Annotated in this window: 13 protein-coding genes; 4 read left to right on the forward strand and 9 right to left on the reverse strand. The window is 72.2% G+C overall.

The window, feature by feature from the left end; genetic code table 11:
* Window positions 1-27 precede the first annotated feature (27 nt).
* Window positions 28-2,352, reverse strand: a complete 2,325-nt coding sequence (locus ACFY0O_RS22150) for an ATP/GTP-binding protein (RefSeq protein ID WP_388949007.1) — start codon at window positions 2,350-2,352, stop codon at window positions 28-30.
* A 248-nt stretch (window positions 2,353-2,600) separates the two neighbouring features.
* Between ACFY0O_RS22150 and gabT the strand changes: the two genes are divergently transcribed.
* Both gabT and ACFY0O_RS22160 read left to right on the forward strand, forming a co-directional pair.
* Window positions 2,601-3,947 (forward strand): 4-aminobutyrate--2-oxoglutarate transaminase, encoded by a 1,347-nt coding sequence (gabT, locus tag ACFY0O_RS22155; protein WP_388949010.1) that lies wholly within the window; start codon window positions 2,601-2,603, stop codon window positions 3,945-3,947.
* Window positions 3,948-4,296: 349 nt separating this feature from the next.
* Window positions 4,297-4,869, forward strand: coding sequence for a phosphatase PAP2 family protein (locus tag ACFY0O_RS22160; RefSeq protein ID WP_388949013.1), 573 nt, complete (start codon window positions 4,297-4,299; stop codon window positions 4,867-4,869).
* Here the strand turns inward: ACFY0O_RS22160 and ACFY0O_RS22165 are convergent.
* From ACFY0O_RS22165 to ACFY0O_RS22200, 8 genes are all read right to left on the reverse strand, one after another.
* Window positions 4,838-6,634: a chitinase gene (locus ACFY0O_RS22165; RefSeq protein WP_388949452.1), complete on the reverse strand. Its 1,797-nt coding sequence runs from the start codon at window positions 6,632-6,634 to the stop codon at window positions 4,838-4,840. The two genes, ACFY0O_RS22160 and ACFY0O_RS22165, sit on opposite strands and share 32 nt — an antisense overlap.
* Window positions 6,635-6,718: 84 nt before the next feature.
* Window positions 6,719-7,189, reverse strand: a complete 471-nt coding sequence (locus ACFY0O_RS22170; protein ID WP_388949016.1) for a hypothetical protein — start codon at window positions 7,187-7,189, stop codon at window positions 6,719-6,721.
* 187 nt (window positions 7,190-7,376) lie between these two features.
* Window positions 7,377-8,795 (reverse strand): FAD-dependent oxidoreductase, encoded by a 1,419-nt coding sequence (locus tag ACFY0O_RS22175; protein ID WP_358892658.1) that lies wholly within the window; start codon window positions 8,793-8,795, stop codon window positions 7,377-7,379.
* A 23-nt stretch (window positions 8,796-8,818) separates the two neighbouring features.
* Complete coding sequence (locus ACFY0O_RS22180) at window positions 8,819-9,613, reverse strand: ABC transporter permease (protein ID WP_079430030.1); 795 nt, start codon at window positions 9,611-9,613, stop codon at window positions 8,819-8,821.
* Window positions 9,613-10,542 carry an ABC transporter permease gene (locus tag ACFY0O_RS22185; RefSeq protein WP_388949018.1) on the reverse strand — a complete coding sequence of 310 codons (930 nt, stop codon included), beginning with the start codon at window positions 10,540-10,542 and terminating at the stop codon, window positions 9,613-9,615. The genes ACFY0O_RS22180 and ACFY0O_RS22185 overlap by 1 nt, the downstream gene beginning before the upstream one ends.
* A complete protein-coding gene (locus tag ACFY0O_RS22190; RefSeq protein WP_358892661.1) occupies window positions 10,539-11,687 on the reverse strand; it encodes an ABC transporter ATP-binding protein in 1,149 nt (382 codons plus the stop codon). Before ACFY0O_RS22190 ends, ACFY0O_RS22185 begins: the two co-directional genes overlap by 4 nt.
* A gap of 68 nt (window positions 11,688-11,755) precedes the next feature.
* Complete coding sequence (locus tag ACFY0O_RS22195; protein WP_388949020.1) at window positions 11,756-13,006, reverse strand: PotD/PotF family extracellular solute-binding protein; 1,251 nt, start codon at window positions 13,004-13,006, stop codon at window positions 11,756-11,758.
* 49 nt (window positions 13,007-13,055) lie between these two features.
* The gene (locus ACFY0O_RS22200; RefSeq protein WP_388949454.1) at window positions 13,056-14,570 is read right to left on the reverse strand and encodes a gamma-aminobutyraldehyde dehydrogenase; all 1,515 of its coding nucleotides are present in this window, start codon (window positions 14,568-14,570) and stop codon (window positions 13,056-13,058) included.
* A 182-nt stretch (window positions 14,571-14,752) separates the two neighbouring features.
* Between ACFY0O_RS22200 and ACFY0O_RS22205 the strand changes: the two genes are divergently transcribed.
* Window positions 14,753-15,307, forward strand: coding sequence for an NADAR family protein (locus ACFY0O_RS22205; protein WP_388949022.1), 555 nt, complete (start codon window positions 14,753-14,755; stop codon window positions 15,305-15,307).
* Window positions 15,308-15,797: 490 nt separating this feature from the next.
* Window positions 15,798-17,408 carry a TROVE domain-containing protein gene (locus ACFY0O_RS22210; RefSeq protein WP_388949025.1) on the forward strand — a complete coding sequence of 537 codons (1,611 nt, stop codon included), beginning with the start codon at window positions 15,798-15,800 and terminating at the stop codon, window positions 17,406-17,408.
* Window positions 17,409-17,444 lie beyond the last annotated feature (36 nt).

The following is a 17,444-nucleotide window of genomic DNA, read 5'->3' on the forward strand; positions in this document are numbered from 1 at the left end:
CGATTCTGCCACCCCGTACGGGTCCTCTCAGCCCGTCGCGGCCAGCCGGAGCAGCAGCGGAGCCGCCCGTTCCCCCCGGACGGAGGTGAGGGAGAGCACCGCGCAGCCGGGCGGTACGGCGTGCGCCAGCTCGGAGGCGGACCAGCGCTCGCGCTCCACCTGGCGCACGGTGACCGCGTCCGTGGTCACCGCCTTTCCGGTGACCATCTTGCGGAAGGCGTGGATGGCCCGGGTCAGCGGCTGGTCGGCGAAGACGGTCCGGTGGGTGACGTCGCGGGTCTCGACCCACTCGGTGCCCCACGCGTCGGCGAAGCGCTGCCCGTCCCAGGTGGTCACCCCGGAGAACGCCATCCGGCAGCCGACCGCCCCCAGCAGCGGGGTGCGCAGGGCCTCCGGTACGTCGTCCAGCGAGCGCAGCGCGAGCAGGACCCCGGCGTTCACCGAGCGCAGCCGCTGGAGCCCGCGGACGGTCTCCGGGGTCAGGGTGTGGGAGGCGTCGTCGAGGGCGAGGAAGGCGAACAGGGAGCGGTCGGCACGGGCGGCCGCGGAGGCGTTGAACTGGGCGAGCAGCAGCCGGGCCAGCATCCGGGAGGCCTCGGCGTGCCCGCGTTCGGGCAGGTCCACGCGGACCCGGACGGGGTGTTCGAGGGTGCGCAGGGAGAAGGGCCGCCCGCGTCCGGTGGTGTCGAAGAAGCCGGCGAAGGCGGGCCGGTCGAGCAGGGCGATCCGGTCGGCGAGGGCGGGGCCGGGGTCGCCGTGGGCCCCGTACTGGCGCTCGCGCGCGTCGAGCTCGCGGAGCATCGCCTGCTGCCCGGCGCCCTCCAGGGCCTGGCGCAGGGAGGTGACGGCGGTGGGCACCCCGTCGAGCAGCTCCCGCAGCTCGGGCACGGCGGGGAAGCGGCCGTGCGCCGCGCGGAAGGGGCCGAGCACCTGGGCGAGGGCGGTCGCGGCGCGGCGTACGTCGGCGCCGGGGGCGTCGGCGACGAGGGCCTCGGCGACGAGGGCGGCGGCCTCGTCGCAGTCGCCGGTGCCGCCGTAGAGGTCGAGGTCGTGGACGGAGTCGGGGTCGCCGACGCGGACCACGATGTCGTACGCCTCGTCGGGGCCGAGCGGGGACCCGGCGGCGCCGACGGCGATGACGGCGGCCTGGCCGGCCAGCGCCTGGAGCGCCAGGGACTCCACGACGGGCCGCACGAGGCGGGCGGTCTTGCCGCTGCCGGAGGGGCCGACGGCGAGCAGGGAGGTCCCGAGCACGTCGGGGCCGAGGGCGAGGCCGGTGCCGCGGCGGGCGTACGGGTTGCGCTCGCCGTCCTCGACGGTGCCGAGGAGCACCTGGCGGGCGAGGAGGTCGTGCCGCGCGGCGCGGACCGGCAGGTCGCGGTCGCCGGAGGGGTGGACGCAGGCGGCGGCGCCGTGGTCGCGGACGGCGTCGGCGAAGGCGGGCAGCCGGGCGGGATCGGCCCGCACGGTCTCCCAGGCCCGCCGGATCCGCGCGTAGTCCACGTCGTTCATCCGCCCCCCGAACACCTCCCCCCCCAGCCGCCCGGCCACGTCCCCCAGCCCGGCATCCCGCACCTCGGGCCATTCGGCGGGGTCGGCGGGCGGCCCGGCCTCGGGCAGCGCAGTGGTGGTGTAGCGCTCCCCGGAGGGGGGCTTGAGTGCGAGGCGGGTGAAGAAGATGACGACCGGGGCAAGGGCGACCGTGTACACGACGGCGGAGAGCGCCATCTGTTCGCCCTTGCTCAGGGCCTGCAAGTCGTAGTGGGTGCCGAGAAGGTCGGCGATCGGAAGGGTCCCGTTCCAGATCAGCAGTGCCACGAACAGGGCTCCGGCCGTGGCCCCCGCCACCCGGGCCCGCGGGCCGCGCGCCGCGACGAGCCGTTCGAAGGCCAGGCCCCAGGATCCGAGGCGGCTGAACCACATCACCAACGCGGCCGTCAGCAGGATCACGTACACCTGCAAGGCGGCCTCGCCCCGCCCGTCGACGGGTCCCCCGCCCAGCGGCTTCCACCAGTCGTCGGGAGTGAAGAGCTTCACCGGAACGTCGACGTACGGGACGTAGCGGTTGGTGATCAACGACCACACCAGCACGCACGCCAGAAAGGAGATGACCGCCCCGCTCAGCAGCGACCGGTCGCTGACGGGATCCGCCTCGCTCCCCTTGCGCGGCACGTACCCGAACCGCCACACCCCCGGCTCCGCCTGCGGGCGCGGCGTGCGGAGCCAGTCCGCGAGCGGGGATCCGACCGTCGGCGCGTGTCTCGGTTTCGGCGGGGCCTGGGCCGGTGCGGCCGGGCGGGGGACGTGCCCCGCGCGGGTCGCCCGTCCGTCGTTGGTGCCCTCGCTGTCCATGAACCCCTGCCCCCTGCCGTGCCATGCCGTTCCCTGTAACGCCGCGGCGCTCAATCTAGTGCCCGGCCCGCCACTTGGGCCCGTACCCCGGCGGGATCCACGGCCCCCGCGCCGCGTCCTTCCTATGGCCGCCGCGGACAAGGACACGCGGGCACCACTCCCTATCGGAGCATGCCTTACCCCCGCCCCCGGGCCTAGCCTGCGGACAAAGACACAAGTGCGTCCGAAAACACCCCCAGGAGCCCTCTATGACCGCTGTTCCGCAGGAGCGCAAGATCGTCACCGCGATCCCCGGCCCGAAGTCGCAGGAGCTGCAGGCGCGCCGTCTGCAGACGGTGGCCGGCGGCGTGGGCTCCGTGCTGCCCGTCTTCACCGCCCGCGCGGGCGGCGGCATCATCGAGGACGTCGACGGCAACCGCCTGATCGACTTCGGCTCCGGCATCGCCGTGACCTCCGTCGGCGCCTCCGCCGAGGCCGTCGTGCGCCGCGCCTCCGCGCAGCTCGCCGACTTCACCCACACCTGCTTCATGGTCACCCCCTACGAGGGCTACGTCGAGGTCTGCGAGGCCCTCGCCGAGCTGACCCCGGGCACCCACGCCAAGAAGTCGGCCCTGTTCAACTCGGGCGCCGAGGCCGTCGAGAACGCCGTCAAGATCGCCCGTGCGTACACCAAGCGCCAGGCCGTCGTCGTCTTCGACCACGGTTACCACGGCCGCACCAACCTCACGATGGCGCTGACGGCGAAGAACATGCCGTACAAGCACGGCTTCGGCCCGTTCGCCCCCGAGGTCTACCGCGTCCCGGTCGCCTACGGCTACCGCTGGCCCACCGGTGCCGAGAACTGCGGCCCCGAGGCCGCCGCCCAGGCGATCGACCAGATCACCAAGCAGATCGGCGCCGAGAACGTCGCCGCGATCATCATCGAGCCGGTCCTCGGCGAGGGCGGCTTCATCGAGCCGGCCAAGGGCTTCCTCCCGGCGATCGTGAAGTTCGCCAACGAGAACGGCATCGTCTTCGTCGCCGACGAGATCCAGTCCGGCTTCTGCCGCACCGGCCAGTGGTTCGCGTGTGAGGACGAGGGCATCGTCCCGGACCTGATCACCACCGCCAAGGGCATCGCGGGCGGTCTGCCGCTCGCCGCCGTGACGGGCCGCGCCGAGATCATGGACGCCGCCCACGCGGGCGGCCTGGGCGGCACCTACGGCGGCAACCCGGTGGCCTGCGCCGGTGCGCTCGGCTCCATCGAGACCATGAAGGAGCTCGACCTCAACGCCAAGGCGAAGAACATCGAGTCGATCATGAAGTCGCGCCTCTCCGCCATGCAGGAGAAGTACGACATCATCGGCGACATCCGCGGCCGCGGCGCCATGATCGCGATCGAGCTCGTGAAGGACCCGGCGTCCAAGACCCCGTTCCCGGAGGCGGCCGGCGCGCTCGCCAAGGCCTGCCACGCCGAGGGCCTGCTCGTCCTCACCTGCGGCACCTACGGCAACGTGCTCCGCTTCCTGCCGCCGCTGGTCATCAGCGACGAGCTGCTGAACGAGGGCCTGGACCTGATCGAGGCGGCGTTCGCGGCCATCGGCACGGACGTCTGAGCGAACCACCGAACACAGGAGCCCGCCGGTACCGCCGGTAACGGTCGGGCACTGTGAAGAAGCTGTGGGGGGCCGATGACAAGAGGCCGTTCCTGCTGTCGGTCCCCCCTCGGCTGCCGTACGGTTTCTGCAGATGAGTGAGACAGACCGCTCCCGGGCAACCGGGGGCGAAACCGGTACAGGGCTTCCCCAGCGCCGTACTGGGCATGCGTTCGCGCACACTCCTCTCCGATCGGACGGCCGTCCGCCCCAAACCCCCCGGGGCGCACGGCAACCCGGTCCGGCCGGCCGTCCCGGAACCACCCCCCCTGTTCCGGGACGGCCGGCCCTTTTCCTCCCCTCCCTCCTCGTGTCGGCCGTCTGCGCCGTCCTCTTCGCCCTGATCACCTGGCAGGTCCTCGACGGGGGCCCGCTGCTGACCCCGGATCAGGAGCTGAGCCGCGCCCTGGTGCGCACCGTCCCCGACGCCGTCACCGAGCGCCTCGCGGACCTGGGCAACGTCGAGGTCGCCGTTCCCGTCCTCGTACTGGCCATGGCGTACGCCGTCCGGCGCGGCCACCGCCTCGCCGCCCTCGCGGCCGGTCTGGCGATGGCCCTGGTGCCGGCGCTGATCGTGCCCCTCAAGGAGTGGACCGCCCGCCCGGGCCCGCTGGAGCCCTGGGCCGCCGGCTACTACCCTTCCGGCCACACGGCCACGGCCCTGACGGCCTACACCGCCGCGGCCCTCCTCCTCACCCCCCACACCCGCCGCCGCTGGCCCCTGCCCGCCGCGGCGGCCCTGACGGCCCTGACCGCGGCGGGCCTGGTCCTGCGCGGCTTCCACTGGCCCCTGGACGTCCTGGCCGGCCTCCTGCTGTGTACCCCGCTGCTGCTGGGAGTGCGGTGGGCGGTCAGCCGAAGTACGCGTCGAAGTTCCGGCTGAACTCCCAGCCGCCGAAGCGGTCCCAGTTGATCGACCAGGTCATCAGGCCGCGCAGGGCGGGCCAGGTGCCGTGGGGCTGGTAGGGGCCGCAGCCGGTGTGCCGGGTGAGGCAGTCCAGGGTCTTGGTGACCTCGGCCGGCGGGGTGTGGCCGTTGCCCGCGTTCGGGGTGGCCGGGAGGCCGATGGCCACCTGGTCCGGGCGCAGGGGCGGGAAGACGCGGGAGGTGTTCCCGGCGACCGGGAAGCCGGTGAGCAGCATGTCGGTCATCGCCGTGTGGAAGTCGGCGCCGCCCATGGAGTGGTACTGGCCGTCCAGGCCCATGATCGGCCCGGAGTTGTAGTCCTGGACGTGGAGCAGGGTCAGGTCGTCGCGCAGGGCGTGGATGACGGGGAGGTAGGCGCCCGCGCGCGGGTCCTGGCCACCCCAGGGGCCGGAGCCGTAGTACTGGTGGCCGAGCTGGACGAAGAAGGTCTCCGGGGCCATGGTCAGGACGAAGCCGGGCCCGTACCTGGCCTTGAGGGTCTTCAGCGCCGCGATGAGGTTCACGATCGACGGGGTGGTGGGGGCGCGGAAGTCGGTGTCGCCGGTGGCGAGGGAGAGGGAGTGGCCCTCGAAGTCGATGTCGACGCCGTCGAGCCCGTACTCGTCGACGATCTTCGAGACGGAGGAGACGAAGGCGTCGCGGGCGGCCGTGGTGGTGAGCTGTACCTGGCCGTTCTGGCCGCCGATGGAGATGAGGACCTTCTTGCCCGCCGCCCGCTTGGCCCTGACGGCCGCCTTGAACTCGGCCGGGGTCTCCGCGCCGGGGCATTCGGAGACCGGGCAGGGCTGGAAGCGGATGTCGCCGGAGGTGGCGGAGGTCGGTTCGCCGAAGGCGAGGTCGATGACGTCCCAGGAGTCGGGGACGTCGGCCATGCGGAGGTGGCCGGCGCCGTTGGCGAAGCTGGTGTGGAGGTAGCCGACGAGGGCGTGGGCGGGCAGGCCGCCGGGGGTGCCCGGGTCGCCGCCGCCGGGCGGGGTGGTGACGGTGACCGGGGCGCTGCGGGGGGATTCCCCGGCGGCGTTCACCGCGCCGACCGTGAAGGTGTAGGGGGTGGCGGGGGCGAGTCCGGTGATCGTGGCCGAGGGGGTGGTGGTGGTCAGGGGGTCGGCGCCGTCGCGGCGGACGGTGTAGGAGGTGGCCCCGGGGGCCGCCGTCCAGGTCAGGGCGACCGTGCTGGGGGAGGTGGCGGTCGCCGTGAGGCCGGTGGGGGCGGCCGGGGGCTGGGGTTGGCCGGGGCCGCCGGGGTCGGGGCCGGTCAGGGTGACGTCGTCGGTGAGGTGGGCGGGCTGGCCGTACCAGCCGTGGGTGTAGACGGTGACGGAGGTGGTGGCGGGGCCGGTGCGGAAGCTCGTGGTCAGCTGATTCCAGGCGCCGGGGGTCTGGGTCCAGGTGGCGACGTCGGTGGTGCCGGTGCCGCTCGCGCCGAGGTAGACGTACGCGCCCTGCACCCAGGCGGTGAGGGTGTAGGCGGAGTCCGGCTTGACGGTGACGGTCTGGGCGCAGCGGGCGTTGTCCTGGCCGGCCGGGGTGGCCCGGAGGGCGGAACTCCCGCCGTGGACGGGGGTGCTGACGACGGCTCCGCTGCCGGCGGAGCAGCTCCAGCCGTCGAGGCCGGATTCGAAGCCGCCGTTGCGGACGAGGTCGGCGTCGGCGGCCGTGGCGGGCGGGCCGGCGGTGAGGAGGGTGGCCGCGGTGAGGGCGGCGGCGGCCAGGAGGGGCAGGGGTCCGCGCACAAGTGCCTCCGGATCGTGGGGGGATGGAGGATCCGGGCCAACATGGTCCAGACCAATCCCCTTGTCAAGGCCTCAGGCGCCGACGGGTCCCCGCTCCCCCGCCAGGGCCCGCCCCGCCGCCTCGTGCAGGGCCAGCTCCAGCAGGGCCGGGTCGGTCAGGGTGCCGCGCCCGTCCGGGAGTTGCAGCCAGCGTGGACCGCCCGTCGCCCGGCCGGGGTACGGGACCGCGATCCAGCTCCCGCGCCCCGCGCCCCGTACGCCCGTTCCGGCCCAGTGGGCGGCGGTGCCCGGCGGGACGAAGAAGCCCAGGCGGGCGGTGCGGCCGCCGAGGAGCACGGGTCCGGGCGGGGCGGGCAGCCGGCGCAGTACGCCGAGGGCGGCCCCGCCCAGCTCCCCGGGGGTGATCAGCAGGTCCCAGTGCCGTCCGGCGGGCAGGAGGGCGACCCCGAGGGGGCCCCGCTCCCACTCCCAACGGCAGGCCTCCGGATCCGGCGCGGCCGCCGCCAGCCACTCCACTGCCGCCCTGGTCTGCGGGAACGCCATCGCCCGGCCTCCGTTCGTCTCGCGGTGTGAGGGTGTCTCACCGGGAGAGAGCGGGACCGGGCGCGGCTATGACGCGGGTCGGGTTACGCCATGGGGGTGATGCGGGTCACCGCCCGGGCGCCGGTGTGCGCCGGGGCGTGCCAGCCGGCGCCCCCGGAGCCCCCGAGGCCCCCGGAGCCCGGCGTCGTCAGCTGTCGAAGCCGAGGCCGAAGCGGTCCAGGGTCCTCAGCCACAGGTTGCGCCGGCCGCCCCGGGCGTCGGCGCGGGCCAGCGACCACTTGGTGAGGGCGATCCCGGTCCAGGCCAGGGGCTCGGGCGGGAAGGGCATCGGCTTGGACTTCACCATCTCCAGCCGGGTGCGCTCGGTGGAGAGCCCGTCCAGCAGGTCCAGCATCACGTCGGCGCCGAAGCGGGTGGCGCCCACCCCGAGCCCGGTGTAGCCGGCGGCGTAGGCGACGCGGCCCGCGTGCGCGGTGCCGAAGAAGGCCGAGAAGCGGGAGCAGGTGTCGATGGCCCCGCCCCAGGCGTGGCTGAAGCGCAGCCCCTCCAGCTGCGGGAAGGCGGTGAAGAAGTGCTCCGCCAGCTTGAGGTAGGTCTCCGGGCGGTGGTCGTACTCCGAGTCGAGCTTGCCCCGGTAGGGGTAGATCGCGTCGTAGCCGCCCCACAGGATGCGGTTGTCCTTGGTGATGCGGAAGTAGTGGAACTGGTTGGCGCTGTCGCCCAGTCCCGGGCGGTTCTTCCAGCCGACGGAGGCCAGCTGCTCCTCGGTCAGCGGCTCGGTCATCAGCGCGTAGTCGTAGACCGGGACGGTGAACGGGCGGATGCGCTTGACCAGCGACGGGAAGATGTTGGTCGCCAGGGCGACCCGGCGGGCCAGGATCGTCCCGTACGGGGTCTCCACGGTCATCCCGGCGCCGGCCCGGGCCATCTTGAGGCCCCGGGTGTTCTCGTAGATCCGCACGCCCTGCTCCAGGCAGGCCCGCTTCAGGCCCCAGGCCAGCCTGGCGGGGTTGAGCATGGCGACGCCCTGGCGGTCCCAGAGGCCGGCGAGGAAGGTCGGGGAGTTGACCTCCGCGCGCAGGGCCTCGCCCTCCAGCCATTCGGAGCCGTCCGCGAGACCGAGCTTGCGGGCCTCCTCGTGGAGTTCGCGCAGCTCCTCGACCTGGTGCGGCTCGGTGGCCACGTCGATCTCGCCGGTGCGCTCGAAGTCGCAGTCGATGCCGTAGCGGGCGACCGCCTCCTCGATGGCGTCGAGGTTGCGGGCGCCGAGCTCCTCCAGTTTGGCCAGCTCGCCGGGCCAGCGGGACAGGCCGTTGGCGAAGCCGTGGGTGAGGGAGGCCGCGCAGAAGCCGCCGTTGCGGCCGGAGGCGGCCCAGCCCGCCTCCTTGCTCTCGATCAGGACGACGTCCCGGCCGGGGTCGCGCTCCTTGGCCAGCAGCGCGGTCCACAGTCCGCTGTAGCCGCCTCCGACGACCAGCAGGTCGCAGCGCTCGTCGGAGGTGAGGGCCGGCTGCGGGTCGGGGCGGCCGGGGTCGTCCAGCCAGTACGAGACCGGCTTCGCTTCGGAAAGGGATTTCGCAACACTACGCATGGCGACTGGGGCCATGGCTTCCAACTCCCTACAGGGCTCTACTTCGGTTGTGCCTTCTTGCGGCGGTTGCCGGCCCACTGGCCGGCGAGGACCACCAGCACCGCGATGACGAACATCGCCGTGCCGATGACGTTGATCTGGACGGGCGTACCGCGCTGGGCCGATCCCCACACGAACATGGGGAAGGTGACGGTGTTGCCCGAGTTGAAGTTGGTGATGATGAAGTCGTCGAACGAGAGCGCGAAGGACAGCAGCGCGCCCGCCGCGATACCGGGGGCCGCGATCGGCAGGGTGACGCGCAGGAAGGTCTGCACGGGCCCGGCGTAGAGGTCGCGGGCGGCTTCCTCCAGCCTCGGGTCCATCGACAGCACGCGCGCCTTGACGGCGGCGACGACGAAGCTGAGGCAGAACATCACGTGGGCGATCAGGATGGTCCAGAAGCCCAGCTGGATGCCCATGTTGAGGAACAGGGCGAGCAGCGAGGCGGCCATCACGATCTCGGGCATGGCCATCGGCAGGAAGATCAGCGAGTTCACCGCGCCGCGCGCCCGGAACCGGTAGCGCACGAGCGCGAAGGCTATGGCGGTGCCGAGGACGGTGGCGCCGATGGTCGCCCACAGGGCGATCTGGAGGGAGAGCGAGAGGGAGCCGCACAGGTCGGCGACCCCGCACGGGTCCTTCCAGGCGTCGAGGGAGAACTCCTGCCAGGCGTAGTTGAAGCGCCCGGTGGGGTTGTTGAAGGAGAAGACCGTCACGACGACGTTCGGCAGGATCAGGTACGCGAGCGTGCCGAGGCCGGCGATGACGACGAGATTGCGGCGGAGCCAACGCATCAGACCAGGTCCTCCGTTCCCGCTCGGCGGATGTAGACGGTGACCATGATCAGCACGATGGCCATGAGGATGAAGGACAGCGCGGCCGCCGTCGGGTAGTCGAGGATCCGCAGGTACTGCGACTGGATGACGTTGCCGATCATCCGGGTGTCCGTGGAGCCGAGGAGTTCGGCGTTGACGTAGTCGCCGCTGGCGGGGATGAAGGTCAGCAGGGTCCCGGAGACCACGCCCGGCATCGACAGCGGGAAGGTGACCTTGCGGAACACCGTGGCCGGAGTCGCGTAGAGGTCGCCGGCGGCCTCGTGGAGGCGGGTGTCGATGCGCTCCAGCGAGGTGTAGAGCGGCAGGATCATGAAGGGCAGGAAGTTGTAGGTCAGACCGCAGACCACGGCGAGCGGGGTGGCCAGCACCCGGCTGCCCTCGGTGATGCCGAGCCAGCTGGTGACGTCCAGGAAGCCGATCTTGTCGAGGACGCCGACGACCGGGCCGCCGTCGGCCAGGATCGTCTTCCAGGCCAGGGTGCGGATCAGGAAGCTGGTGAAGAACGGGGCGATGACGAGGACCAGCAGGAGGTTGCGCCAGCGGCCCGCCTTGAAGGCGATGAGGTAGGCCAGCGGGTAGCCCAGCAGCAGGCACAGGACCGTGGCGGTGCCGGCGTAGGCCAGGGAGCGCAGGAACTGCGGGAGGTACTCGGTGAAGGCGTCCCAGTAGGTCTGGAAGTGCCAGGTGACCTTGAAGCCCTCTTCGAGGGAGCCGGTCTGCACCGAGGTGGAGGCCTGGTAGACCATCGGCAGCACGAAGAAGACGAGCAGCCAGACGATGCCGGGGAGCAGCAGCCAGTACGGGATCAGGCGCTTCTTCAGCGAGGCCCGGTGGACGGGGGGCTCGGCCGGGGCTTCGGCCCGCGGGGGCGCGGCGGTGGCGGTCACGCGCTCTCCTCGACGGTCTCGATGCCCGCGTCGATGGCCTGGGCCGCGTCCAGGCCGAAGGTGTGGTCGGGGTTCCAGTGCAGGACGACGTCGGCGCCGGGGACCAGGCGGGCGTCGCGCTCGATGTTCTGGACGTAGACCTCCAGCTCCGGACAGACCGGGCTGTCGATCACGAACTGGGTGGAGACGCCGATGAAGGAGGAGTCGGCGATCTTGCCGGTGATCTTGTTGCGGCCGGCCGCGACGGTGTGCTCCTCCCCGGCCGGTACCAGGGAGATCTTCTCGGGACGCACGCCGACCAGCAGCTTTCCGCCGGTGCGGGGCGTGGTCGAACATCGGGCGGCGGGCAGCCGGAGTACGGCGCCGGAGGCCGAGACGGCGACGTCCGGGCCGGTGGACTCCACCGAGGCCTCGATGAGGTTGGAGGTGCCGAGGAAGTTCGCGACGAAGGTGGTGCTCGGGTTCTCGTAGAGCTCGGCGGGGGCGCCCAGCTGCTCGACGCGGCCGCCGTTCATCACCGCCACCGTGTCGGCCATGGTCATGGCCTCCTCCTGGTCGTGGGTGACGTGCACGAAGGTGATGCCGACCTCGGTCTGGATCCGCTTGAGCTCCAGCTGCATCTGGCGGCGCAGCTTGAGGTCGAGGGCGCCGAGCGGCTCGTCGAGGAGGAGGACCTGGGGGTGGTTGATCAGGGCGCGGGCGACGGCCACGCGCTGCTGCTGTCCGCCGGAGAGCTGGTGGGGCTTCTTGCGGGTGTGCTCGCCCAGCTGGACGAGGTCGATCATGTCGTCGACCTGCTTCTTGACCGACTTGATGCCGCGGCGGCGCAGGCCGAAGGCGATGTTCTCGAAGATGTCCATGTGCGGGAACAGCGCGTAGCTCTGGAAGACGGTGTTCACCGGGCGCTTGTAGGGCGGCAGGTGGGTGACCTCGCGCTCGCCGAGGCTGATGGTGCCGGTGGAGGGCTCCTCCAGGCCGGCGATCATGCGCAGGGTGGTGGTCTTCCCGCAGCCCGAGGCGCCGAGCAGGGCGAAGAAGGAGCCCTGGGGGATGGTCAGGTCCAGCGGGTGCACGGCGGTGAAGGAGCCGTAGTGCTTGCTGATCCCGGCGAGGCGGACGTCGCCGCTCGCGGTGGTGTCGGTCATGGGCCTGGGCCTTCGGTGGTGTGTCGTGGAAGGGGGCGGGGCGCGTGGCGGGCCGGCGAGGGGGCCGGTCAGGCGCCGATGAGCTTGGCGAACTTCTCCTCGTACGCCGTCTCTTCCTCGCTGCTGAGGGAGCGGAAGGCGTGGGCCTTGGCGGCCATCTCCTTGTCCGGGACGATCAGCGGGTTGTCCGCGAGCTCCGGCTTGATCTTGGCCAGCTCGTCCTTGACCCCGTCGACCGGGCAGACGTAGCTGATGAAGGCGGCCAGCTGGGCGGCGACCGCGGGCTCGTAGTAGTAGTCGATGAGCTTCTCGGCGTTGGCCTTGTGCCGGGCCTTGGCGGGGACCAGCAGGTTGTCGCTGGAGGTGATGTAGCCGGCGGCCGGGATCGCGTACTTGATGTCGGGGTTGCCGGCCTGGAGCTGGATGACGTCTCCCGCCCAGGCGAGGCAGGCCGCGAGGTCGCCCTTGTCGAGGTCGGCGGTGTAGTCGTTGCCGGTGAAGCGGCGGATCTGCTTGCTGTCGACGCCCTTCTGGAGGCGGCCGATGGCGGCGTCGTAGTCCGCGGCGGTGAACTTCGCCGGGTCCTTGCCCTGGTCGAGGAGGGTCATGCCGACGGTGTCGCGCATCTCGGTGAGGAAGCCGACGCGGCCCTTGAGGGTGGGGTCGTCGAGCAGCTGGGTGACGGAGTCGACCTTGTTGCCGCCGGTGGCCTTGACGTTGTAGGCGATGACGGTGTCGATGCCGGTCCACGGGTAGCTGTGGGCGCGGCCCGGGTCCCAGTCGGGGTTGCGGAACTGCGGGATCAGGTTGGCGTAGGCGTTGGGGAGGTGGGCGGGGTCCAGCTTCTGCGCCCAGCCGAGGCGGATGATGCGGGCGGCGAGCCAGTCGGTGACGACGATCAGGTCGCGGCCGGTGTCCTGGCCGGCCGCGAGCTGCGGGCGGATCTTGCCGAAGAACTCGACGTTGTCGTTGATGTCCTCGGTGTACTTGACCTCGATGCCGGTGCGCTTGGTGAAGGCCTCCAGCGTCGGCCGGGACTTCTCGTCGTCGCTGGTGTCCATGTACTCGGTCCAGTTGGAGAAGTTGATCTCCTTCTCCTGCGCCGAGTGGTCGTCGGACGGAGCCGCCTGGCCGCCCTCGCGCTTGGCGGGCGGGATACCGCAGGCGGTGAGGGCGGCGAGGCCGCCCAGGGTGAGCGCCCCGGCTCCGGAGGCGCGCAGCAGCGAGCGGCGGGTGAGGGCGCCGCGGCCGCTGGTGAGACTGCGCCGCATCGCGGCGAGTTGCGCCGCCGAGAGGCGGTCGGGCTCGAACTGCTCCATGCGCGTTGCCCTTTCGGGAGGGAGGGCCGCTGGTCAGGCGGCGCTATGACTATCGGTCCCCGAAGATCGTGCGGTGCCAGTCCTTCGCGGCCACCGCGGTGTTGTCGTACATCACATGCTTGACCTGCGTGTATTCCTCGAAAGAGTAAGAGCTCATGTCCTTTCCGAAGCCACTGGCCTTGTAGCCCCCGTGCGGCATCTCGCTGATGATCGGGATGTGGTCGTTGACCCAGACGCAGCCGGCCTTGAGCTCGCGGGTGGCCCGGTTCGCCCGGTAGAGGCCACGGGTCCAGGCGGAGGCGGCGAGGCCGTACGGGGTGTCGTTGGCCAGGGCCAGGCCCTCGTCGTCGGTGTCGAAGGGGAGGGCGACGAGGACCGGGCCGAAGATCTCGGACTGGACGACCTCGCTGTCCTGGGCGGCGCCGGTGATCAGGGTGGGCCGGTAGTAGGCGCCTTCGGCGAGGTCCCCGCCGGGGATCTCGCCGCCGGTGACGACGGTGGCGTACGCGCGGGCGCGCTCGACGAAGGCGGCGACGCGGTCGCGCTGGGCGTGCGAGACCAGCGGGCCGAGGTCGGTGGTGGGGGCGAAGGGGTCGCCCAGGCGGACGGTCTCCATCAGCTCGGCGACGCGGGCGGTGAAGTCCTCGAACAGGGGGCGCTGGACGTAGGCACGGGTGGCGGCGGTGCAGTCCTGGCCGGTGTTGATGAGGGAGGCGGCGACGGCCCCGTGGGCGGCGGCCTCCACGTCGGCGTCGTCGAAGACCACGAAGGGGGCCTTGCCGCCGAGCTCCAGGTGGAGCCGCTTGACGGTGGCGGTGGCGATCTCGGCGACCCGCTTGCCGACGGCGGTGGAGCCGGTGAAGGAGGTCATCACCACGTCGGGGTGGCCCACCAGGTGCTCGCCCGCGTCGCGGCCGGCGCCGGTGACGATGTTGATCACCCCGTCGGGGATCCCCGCCTCCTGGGCCGCCTGGGCGAACATCAGGGAGGTCAGGGGGGTGAGCTCGGCGGGCTTGAGGACGATGGTGTTGCCCGCGGCGACGGCCGGGAGGATCTTCCAGGCGGCCATCTGGAGGGGGTAGTTCCAGGGGGCGATGGAGCCGACGACCCCGATGGCCTCGCGGCGTACGTACGAGGTGTGGTCGCCGGAGTACTCGCCCGCCGCCTGGCCCTGGAGGTGGCGGGCCGCGCCGGCGAAGAAGGCGGTGTTGTCGACGGTCCCGGGGACGTCGAACTCGGTGGACAGCCTGAGCGGCTTGCCGCACTGCAGGGACTCCGCGTACGCGAAGTCCTCCGCCTGCTCGGCGAGGACGGCGGCCAGCCGGTGCAGGGCGTCCGAGCGCTCGCCCGGGGTGGCGGCCGACCAGGCCGGGAAGGCCCGCTTGGCGGCGGCGACGGCCTCGTCCACGTCGGCCGGGCCGGCGAGCTCGTAGGTGAGCACGTCCTGTCCGGTGGCGGGATCGACGACGGTGTGCGACCGTCCGGAGGTACCGGCGCGGAGCCGTCCGTCGATGTACTGCGCGCCGTCTGCGAAGCGGTCCTTGACCTGGAAGCGGTTACCCATCACGCTCTCACGCTCTCCGTAGCTACAGCTCGAATTGAGTGCCGATCCTGACAGAGGGCTCTTCCTCCGCCAAGTGATTCCGTTGTTGCCTTTTGATTACGCGACGGAATCGGTCGACCATGTGTCGAGGCGCGCCGCAAATCCCGTACGAAGTGTCAGTGGTGGCTGGCAGACTCGCGTGCATGGAGCGGATCGAGGCATTGATCGGGCAGGTCAGCCATGGTGAGCGGGTGAAGTACCTGCCCTTCTGGGGACACCGGCCCCGCCCGGACGGCAGCCTGGGACCGAGCTGCCTCAGCCAGTGGTGGCCGTCCCCCTTCACTGTGGGTGACGTCCGGTACGCGACGGCCGAGCACTGGATGATGGCCGGGAAGGCCCGCCTGTTCGGGGACGCGGAGGCGGAGCGCGCCGCCCTGGAAGCGCGGAGTCCGGCCCAGGCGAAGAAGGCCGGCCGGCTGGTGCGCGGCTTCGACGACGCGGTGTGGCAGCGGGAGCGGTTCGCGCTGGTCGTCGAGGGCAGCGTGCACAAGTTCGGCTCGGACCCGGCGCTGCGCGCGTACCTGCTGGGTACGGGGTCGCGGGTGCTGGTGGAGGCGAGCCCGGTGGACCGCATCTGGGGCATCGGCCTGGCCCCCGACGACGACCGCGTCCTGGACCCGGCCCGCTGGCGCGGCCTGAACCTGCTGGGGTTCGCGCTGATGGAGGCGCGTGCCCGGCTGGGCGGGGAAGCGGCCTGAGGCCTCGTTAAATACGTGGCGTCCCTCCCGGACGGGCCCCTAACGTGAACGTCGTCCAGGTGCGAAGGCGAGACCTACTTCGACTACTCATCGGGCGGTCGCGGGTTCGAGTCCCGCCACCGGTACTCGTGCCGGTGTAGCTCAGTTGGCAGAGCACCATGTGGTTTCGCCGGCCTTGTTCTCTGGACACCTACTCGTCACGCACCTCCCGGTGCGCCCGGCGGCGGCTACTTCTCGCAGAAATCACGCCGCCGCCCCATCTGATCTCGGGAGGCCCGCGTGGGGGATGCCCGGTGCGCAGGCGACGGTTACTTCCGGGACCCGGAGGTCGTGGGTTCGAATCCCACCCGGCCCGACGCCCGCGAGGGCGACGGCCGGTGGAGCAGCTTGGTGGCTCGCCGGGCATAAGCACCGTCACCGACTCGGATCTCGGGCATCCCCCATCCGGCACGCCTCCCCCGCTCTTCGTTCTGAATTCGGGGGGATTCACATGGCCCGCTTCAACCAGCGCGCGTCCAAGACCGCGGCCAAGACCGCGGCCTCGACCGCTGCCGCGCCCGCCTCGCCCGTGCGCTCCACGGGCCGGCGCGCCGCCAACCACCACGGCAGCCCCGGCTTCGCCCGCGACGCCCGCTCCGAGCTGTTCCTGCTGGCCGTCGCCAACTTCGTCACGCAGGACACCGCCTACGAGTCCGGCGGGGCCCGCGACGACCGCTTCCGCGCGCTGGTGCGCAGGCTCGCCGTCAAGGACCCGGAGTGGACCGCGGGCCTGCTGCACTGGCTGCGCCGCGACGGCAGCATGCGCACGGCCTCCCTCGTCGGCGCCGCCGAGTACGTCAAGGCACGCCTCGACGCGGGCGCGACGGACGGGCCCGCCAACCGGCAGGTGGTGGACTCCGTGCTGCTGCGCGCCGACGAGCCCGGTGAGCTGCTGGCCTACTGGACGGCCGTCCACGGACGCAACGTCCCCCAGCCCGTGAAGCGGGGCATCGCCGACGCCGTGCGCCGGCTCTACTCCGGTACCTCGCTGCTGAAGTACGACACCGCGTCCAAGGGCTACCGCTTCGGCGACGTCCTGAACCTGGTCCACGCCTCGCCCGACCCGGCCAAGCCCTGGCAGGGCGAGCTGTTCCGGTACGCCCTCGACCGCCGCCACCACCCGGAGACCGCCCAGGTGCCGGCGGGCAACCGCACCCTGGTGGCCCACCGGGAGCTGATGGAGATCCCCGTGGAGCGACGCCGGACCGTGGTCACGGGGAAGGACGGGGCGCAGCGGCTCGCGGAGGCGGGCATGACCTGGGAGGCGCTGGCCGGCTGGCTCCAGGGGCCGATGGACGCGGCCGCCTGGGAGGCGGTCATCCCGTCCATGGGCTCGATGGCGCTGCTGCGCAACCTGCGCAACTTCGACCAGGCCGGGGTCTCGGACGCGGTGGCGAAGGAGGTCGCCGCGAAGATCGGCGATCCCGAGTCGGTGGCCCGGTCGCGGCAGTTCCCCTTCCGCTACCTGGCCGCCTACCAGCACGCGCCCTCGCTGCGCTGGGCGTACCCGCTGGAGAAGGCGCTGCGGCACTCGCTGGCCAACGTGCCGCAGCTGTCCGGGCGGACGCTGGTCCTGGTCGACCGCTCCGGCTCGATGTGGTCGCCGCTGTCGGCCCGCTCGCAGCTCAACCGGGCCGACGCGGCCGCCGTGTTCGGCGCGGCGCTGGCCCTGCGGGCCGAGCGGGCGGACCTCGTCCAGTTCGGCACCGGCAGCAAGGAGGTCGCCTGCCGGCGGGGCGAGTCGGTGCTGAAGGTGCTCGAGCGGTTCGAGAGCCTCGGCGGTACGAACACGGCGGAGGCCGTGCGCCGGCACTACCGGGACCACGACCGGGTCCTGATCGTCACCGACGAGCAGGCCACGTACGCGTACGGGGGTGACCCGACGGCCCTGGTCCCCCAGGAGGTGCCCGTCTACACCTGGAACCTGGCCGGGTACCAGGTGGGCCACGCGCCCGCCGGGTCGGCGAACCGGCACACCTTCGGCGGGCTCACGGACGCCGCGTTCCGCATGGTCCCCCTGATCGAGGGCGGCCGGGACGCCGACTGGCCGTGGGCGGCGTAGGACGGCGCGGGGAACGCCGAAGGGCCGGCTCCGGGC

This window comes from Streptomyces sp. NPDC001594, assembly GCF_042893675.1.
GTDB lineage: Bacteria > Actinomycetota > Actinomycetes > Streptomycetales > Streptomycetaceae > Streptomyces.

What these genes read in the sequence shown, in the direction of transcription:
- ACFY0O_RS22200 (WP_388949454.1), bottom strand. Translation starts at nt 14,570, where the DNA reads ATGGGTAACCGCTTCCAGGTCAAGGACCGCTTCGCAGACGGCGCGCAG.
- ACFY0O_RS22175 (WP_358892658.1), bottom strand. Translation starts at nt 8,795, where the DNA reads ATGGCCCCAGTCGCCATGCGTAGTGTTGCGAAATCCCTTTCCGAAGCG.
- ACFY0O_RS22170 (WP_388949016.1), bottom strand. Translation starts at nt 7,189, where the DNA reads ATGGCGTTCCCGCAGACCAGGGCGGCAGTGGAGTGGCTGGCGGCGGCC.
- ACFY0O_RS22210 (WP_388949025.1), top strand. Translation starts at nt 15,798, where the DNA reads ATGGCCCGCTTCAACCAGCGCGCGTCCAAGACCGCGGCCAAGACCGCG.
- ACFY0O_RS22205 (WP_388949022.1), top strand. Translation starts at nt 14,753, where the DNA reads ATGGAGCGGATCGAGGCATTGATCGGGCAGGTCAGCCATGGTGAGCGG.
- ACFY0O_RS22190 (WP_358892661.1), bottom strand. Translation starts at nt 11,687, where the DNA reads ATGACCGACACCACCGCGAGCGGCGACGTCCGCCTCGCCGGGATCAGC.
- ACFY0O_RS22150 (WP_388949007.1), bottom strand. Translation starts at nt 2,352, where the DNA reads ATGGACAGCGAGGGCACCAACGACGGACGGGCGACCCGCGCGGGGCAC.
- ACFY0O_RS22195 (WP_388949020.1), bottom strand. Translation starts at nt 13,006, where the DNA reads ATGGAGCAGTTCGAGCCCGACCGCCTCTCGGCGGCGCAACTCGCCGCG.
- ACFY0O_RS22180 (WP_079430030.1), bottom strand. Translation starts at nt 9,613, where the DNA reads ATGCGTTGGCTCCGCCGCAATCTCGTCGTCATCGCCGGCCTCGGCACG.
- gabT (WP_388949010.1), top strand. Translation starts at nt 2,601, where the DNA reads ATGACCGCTGTTCCGCAGGAGCGCAAGATCGTCACCGCGATCCCCGGC.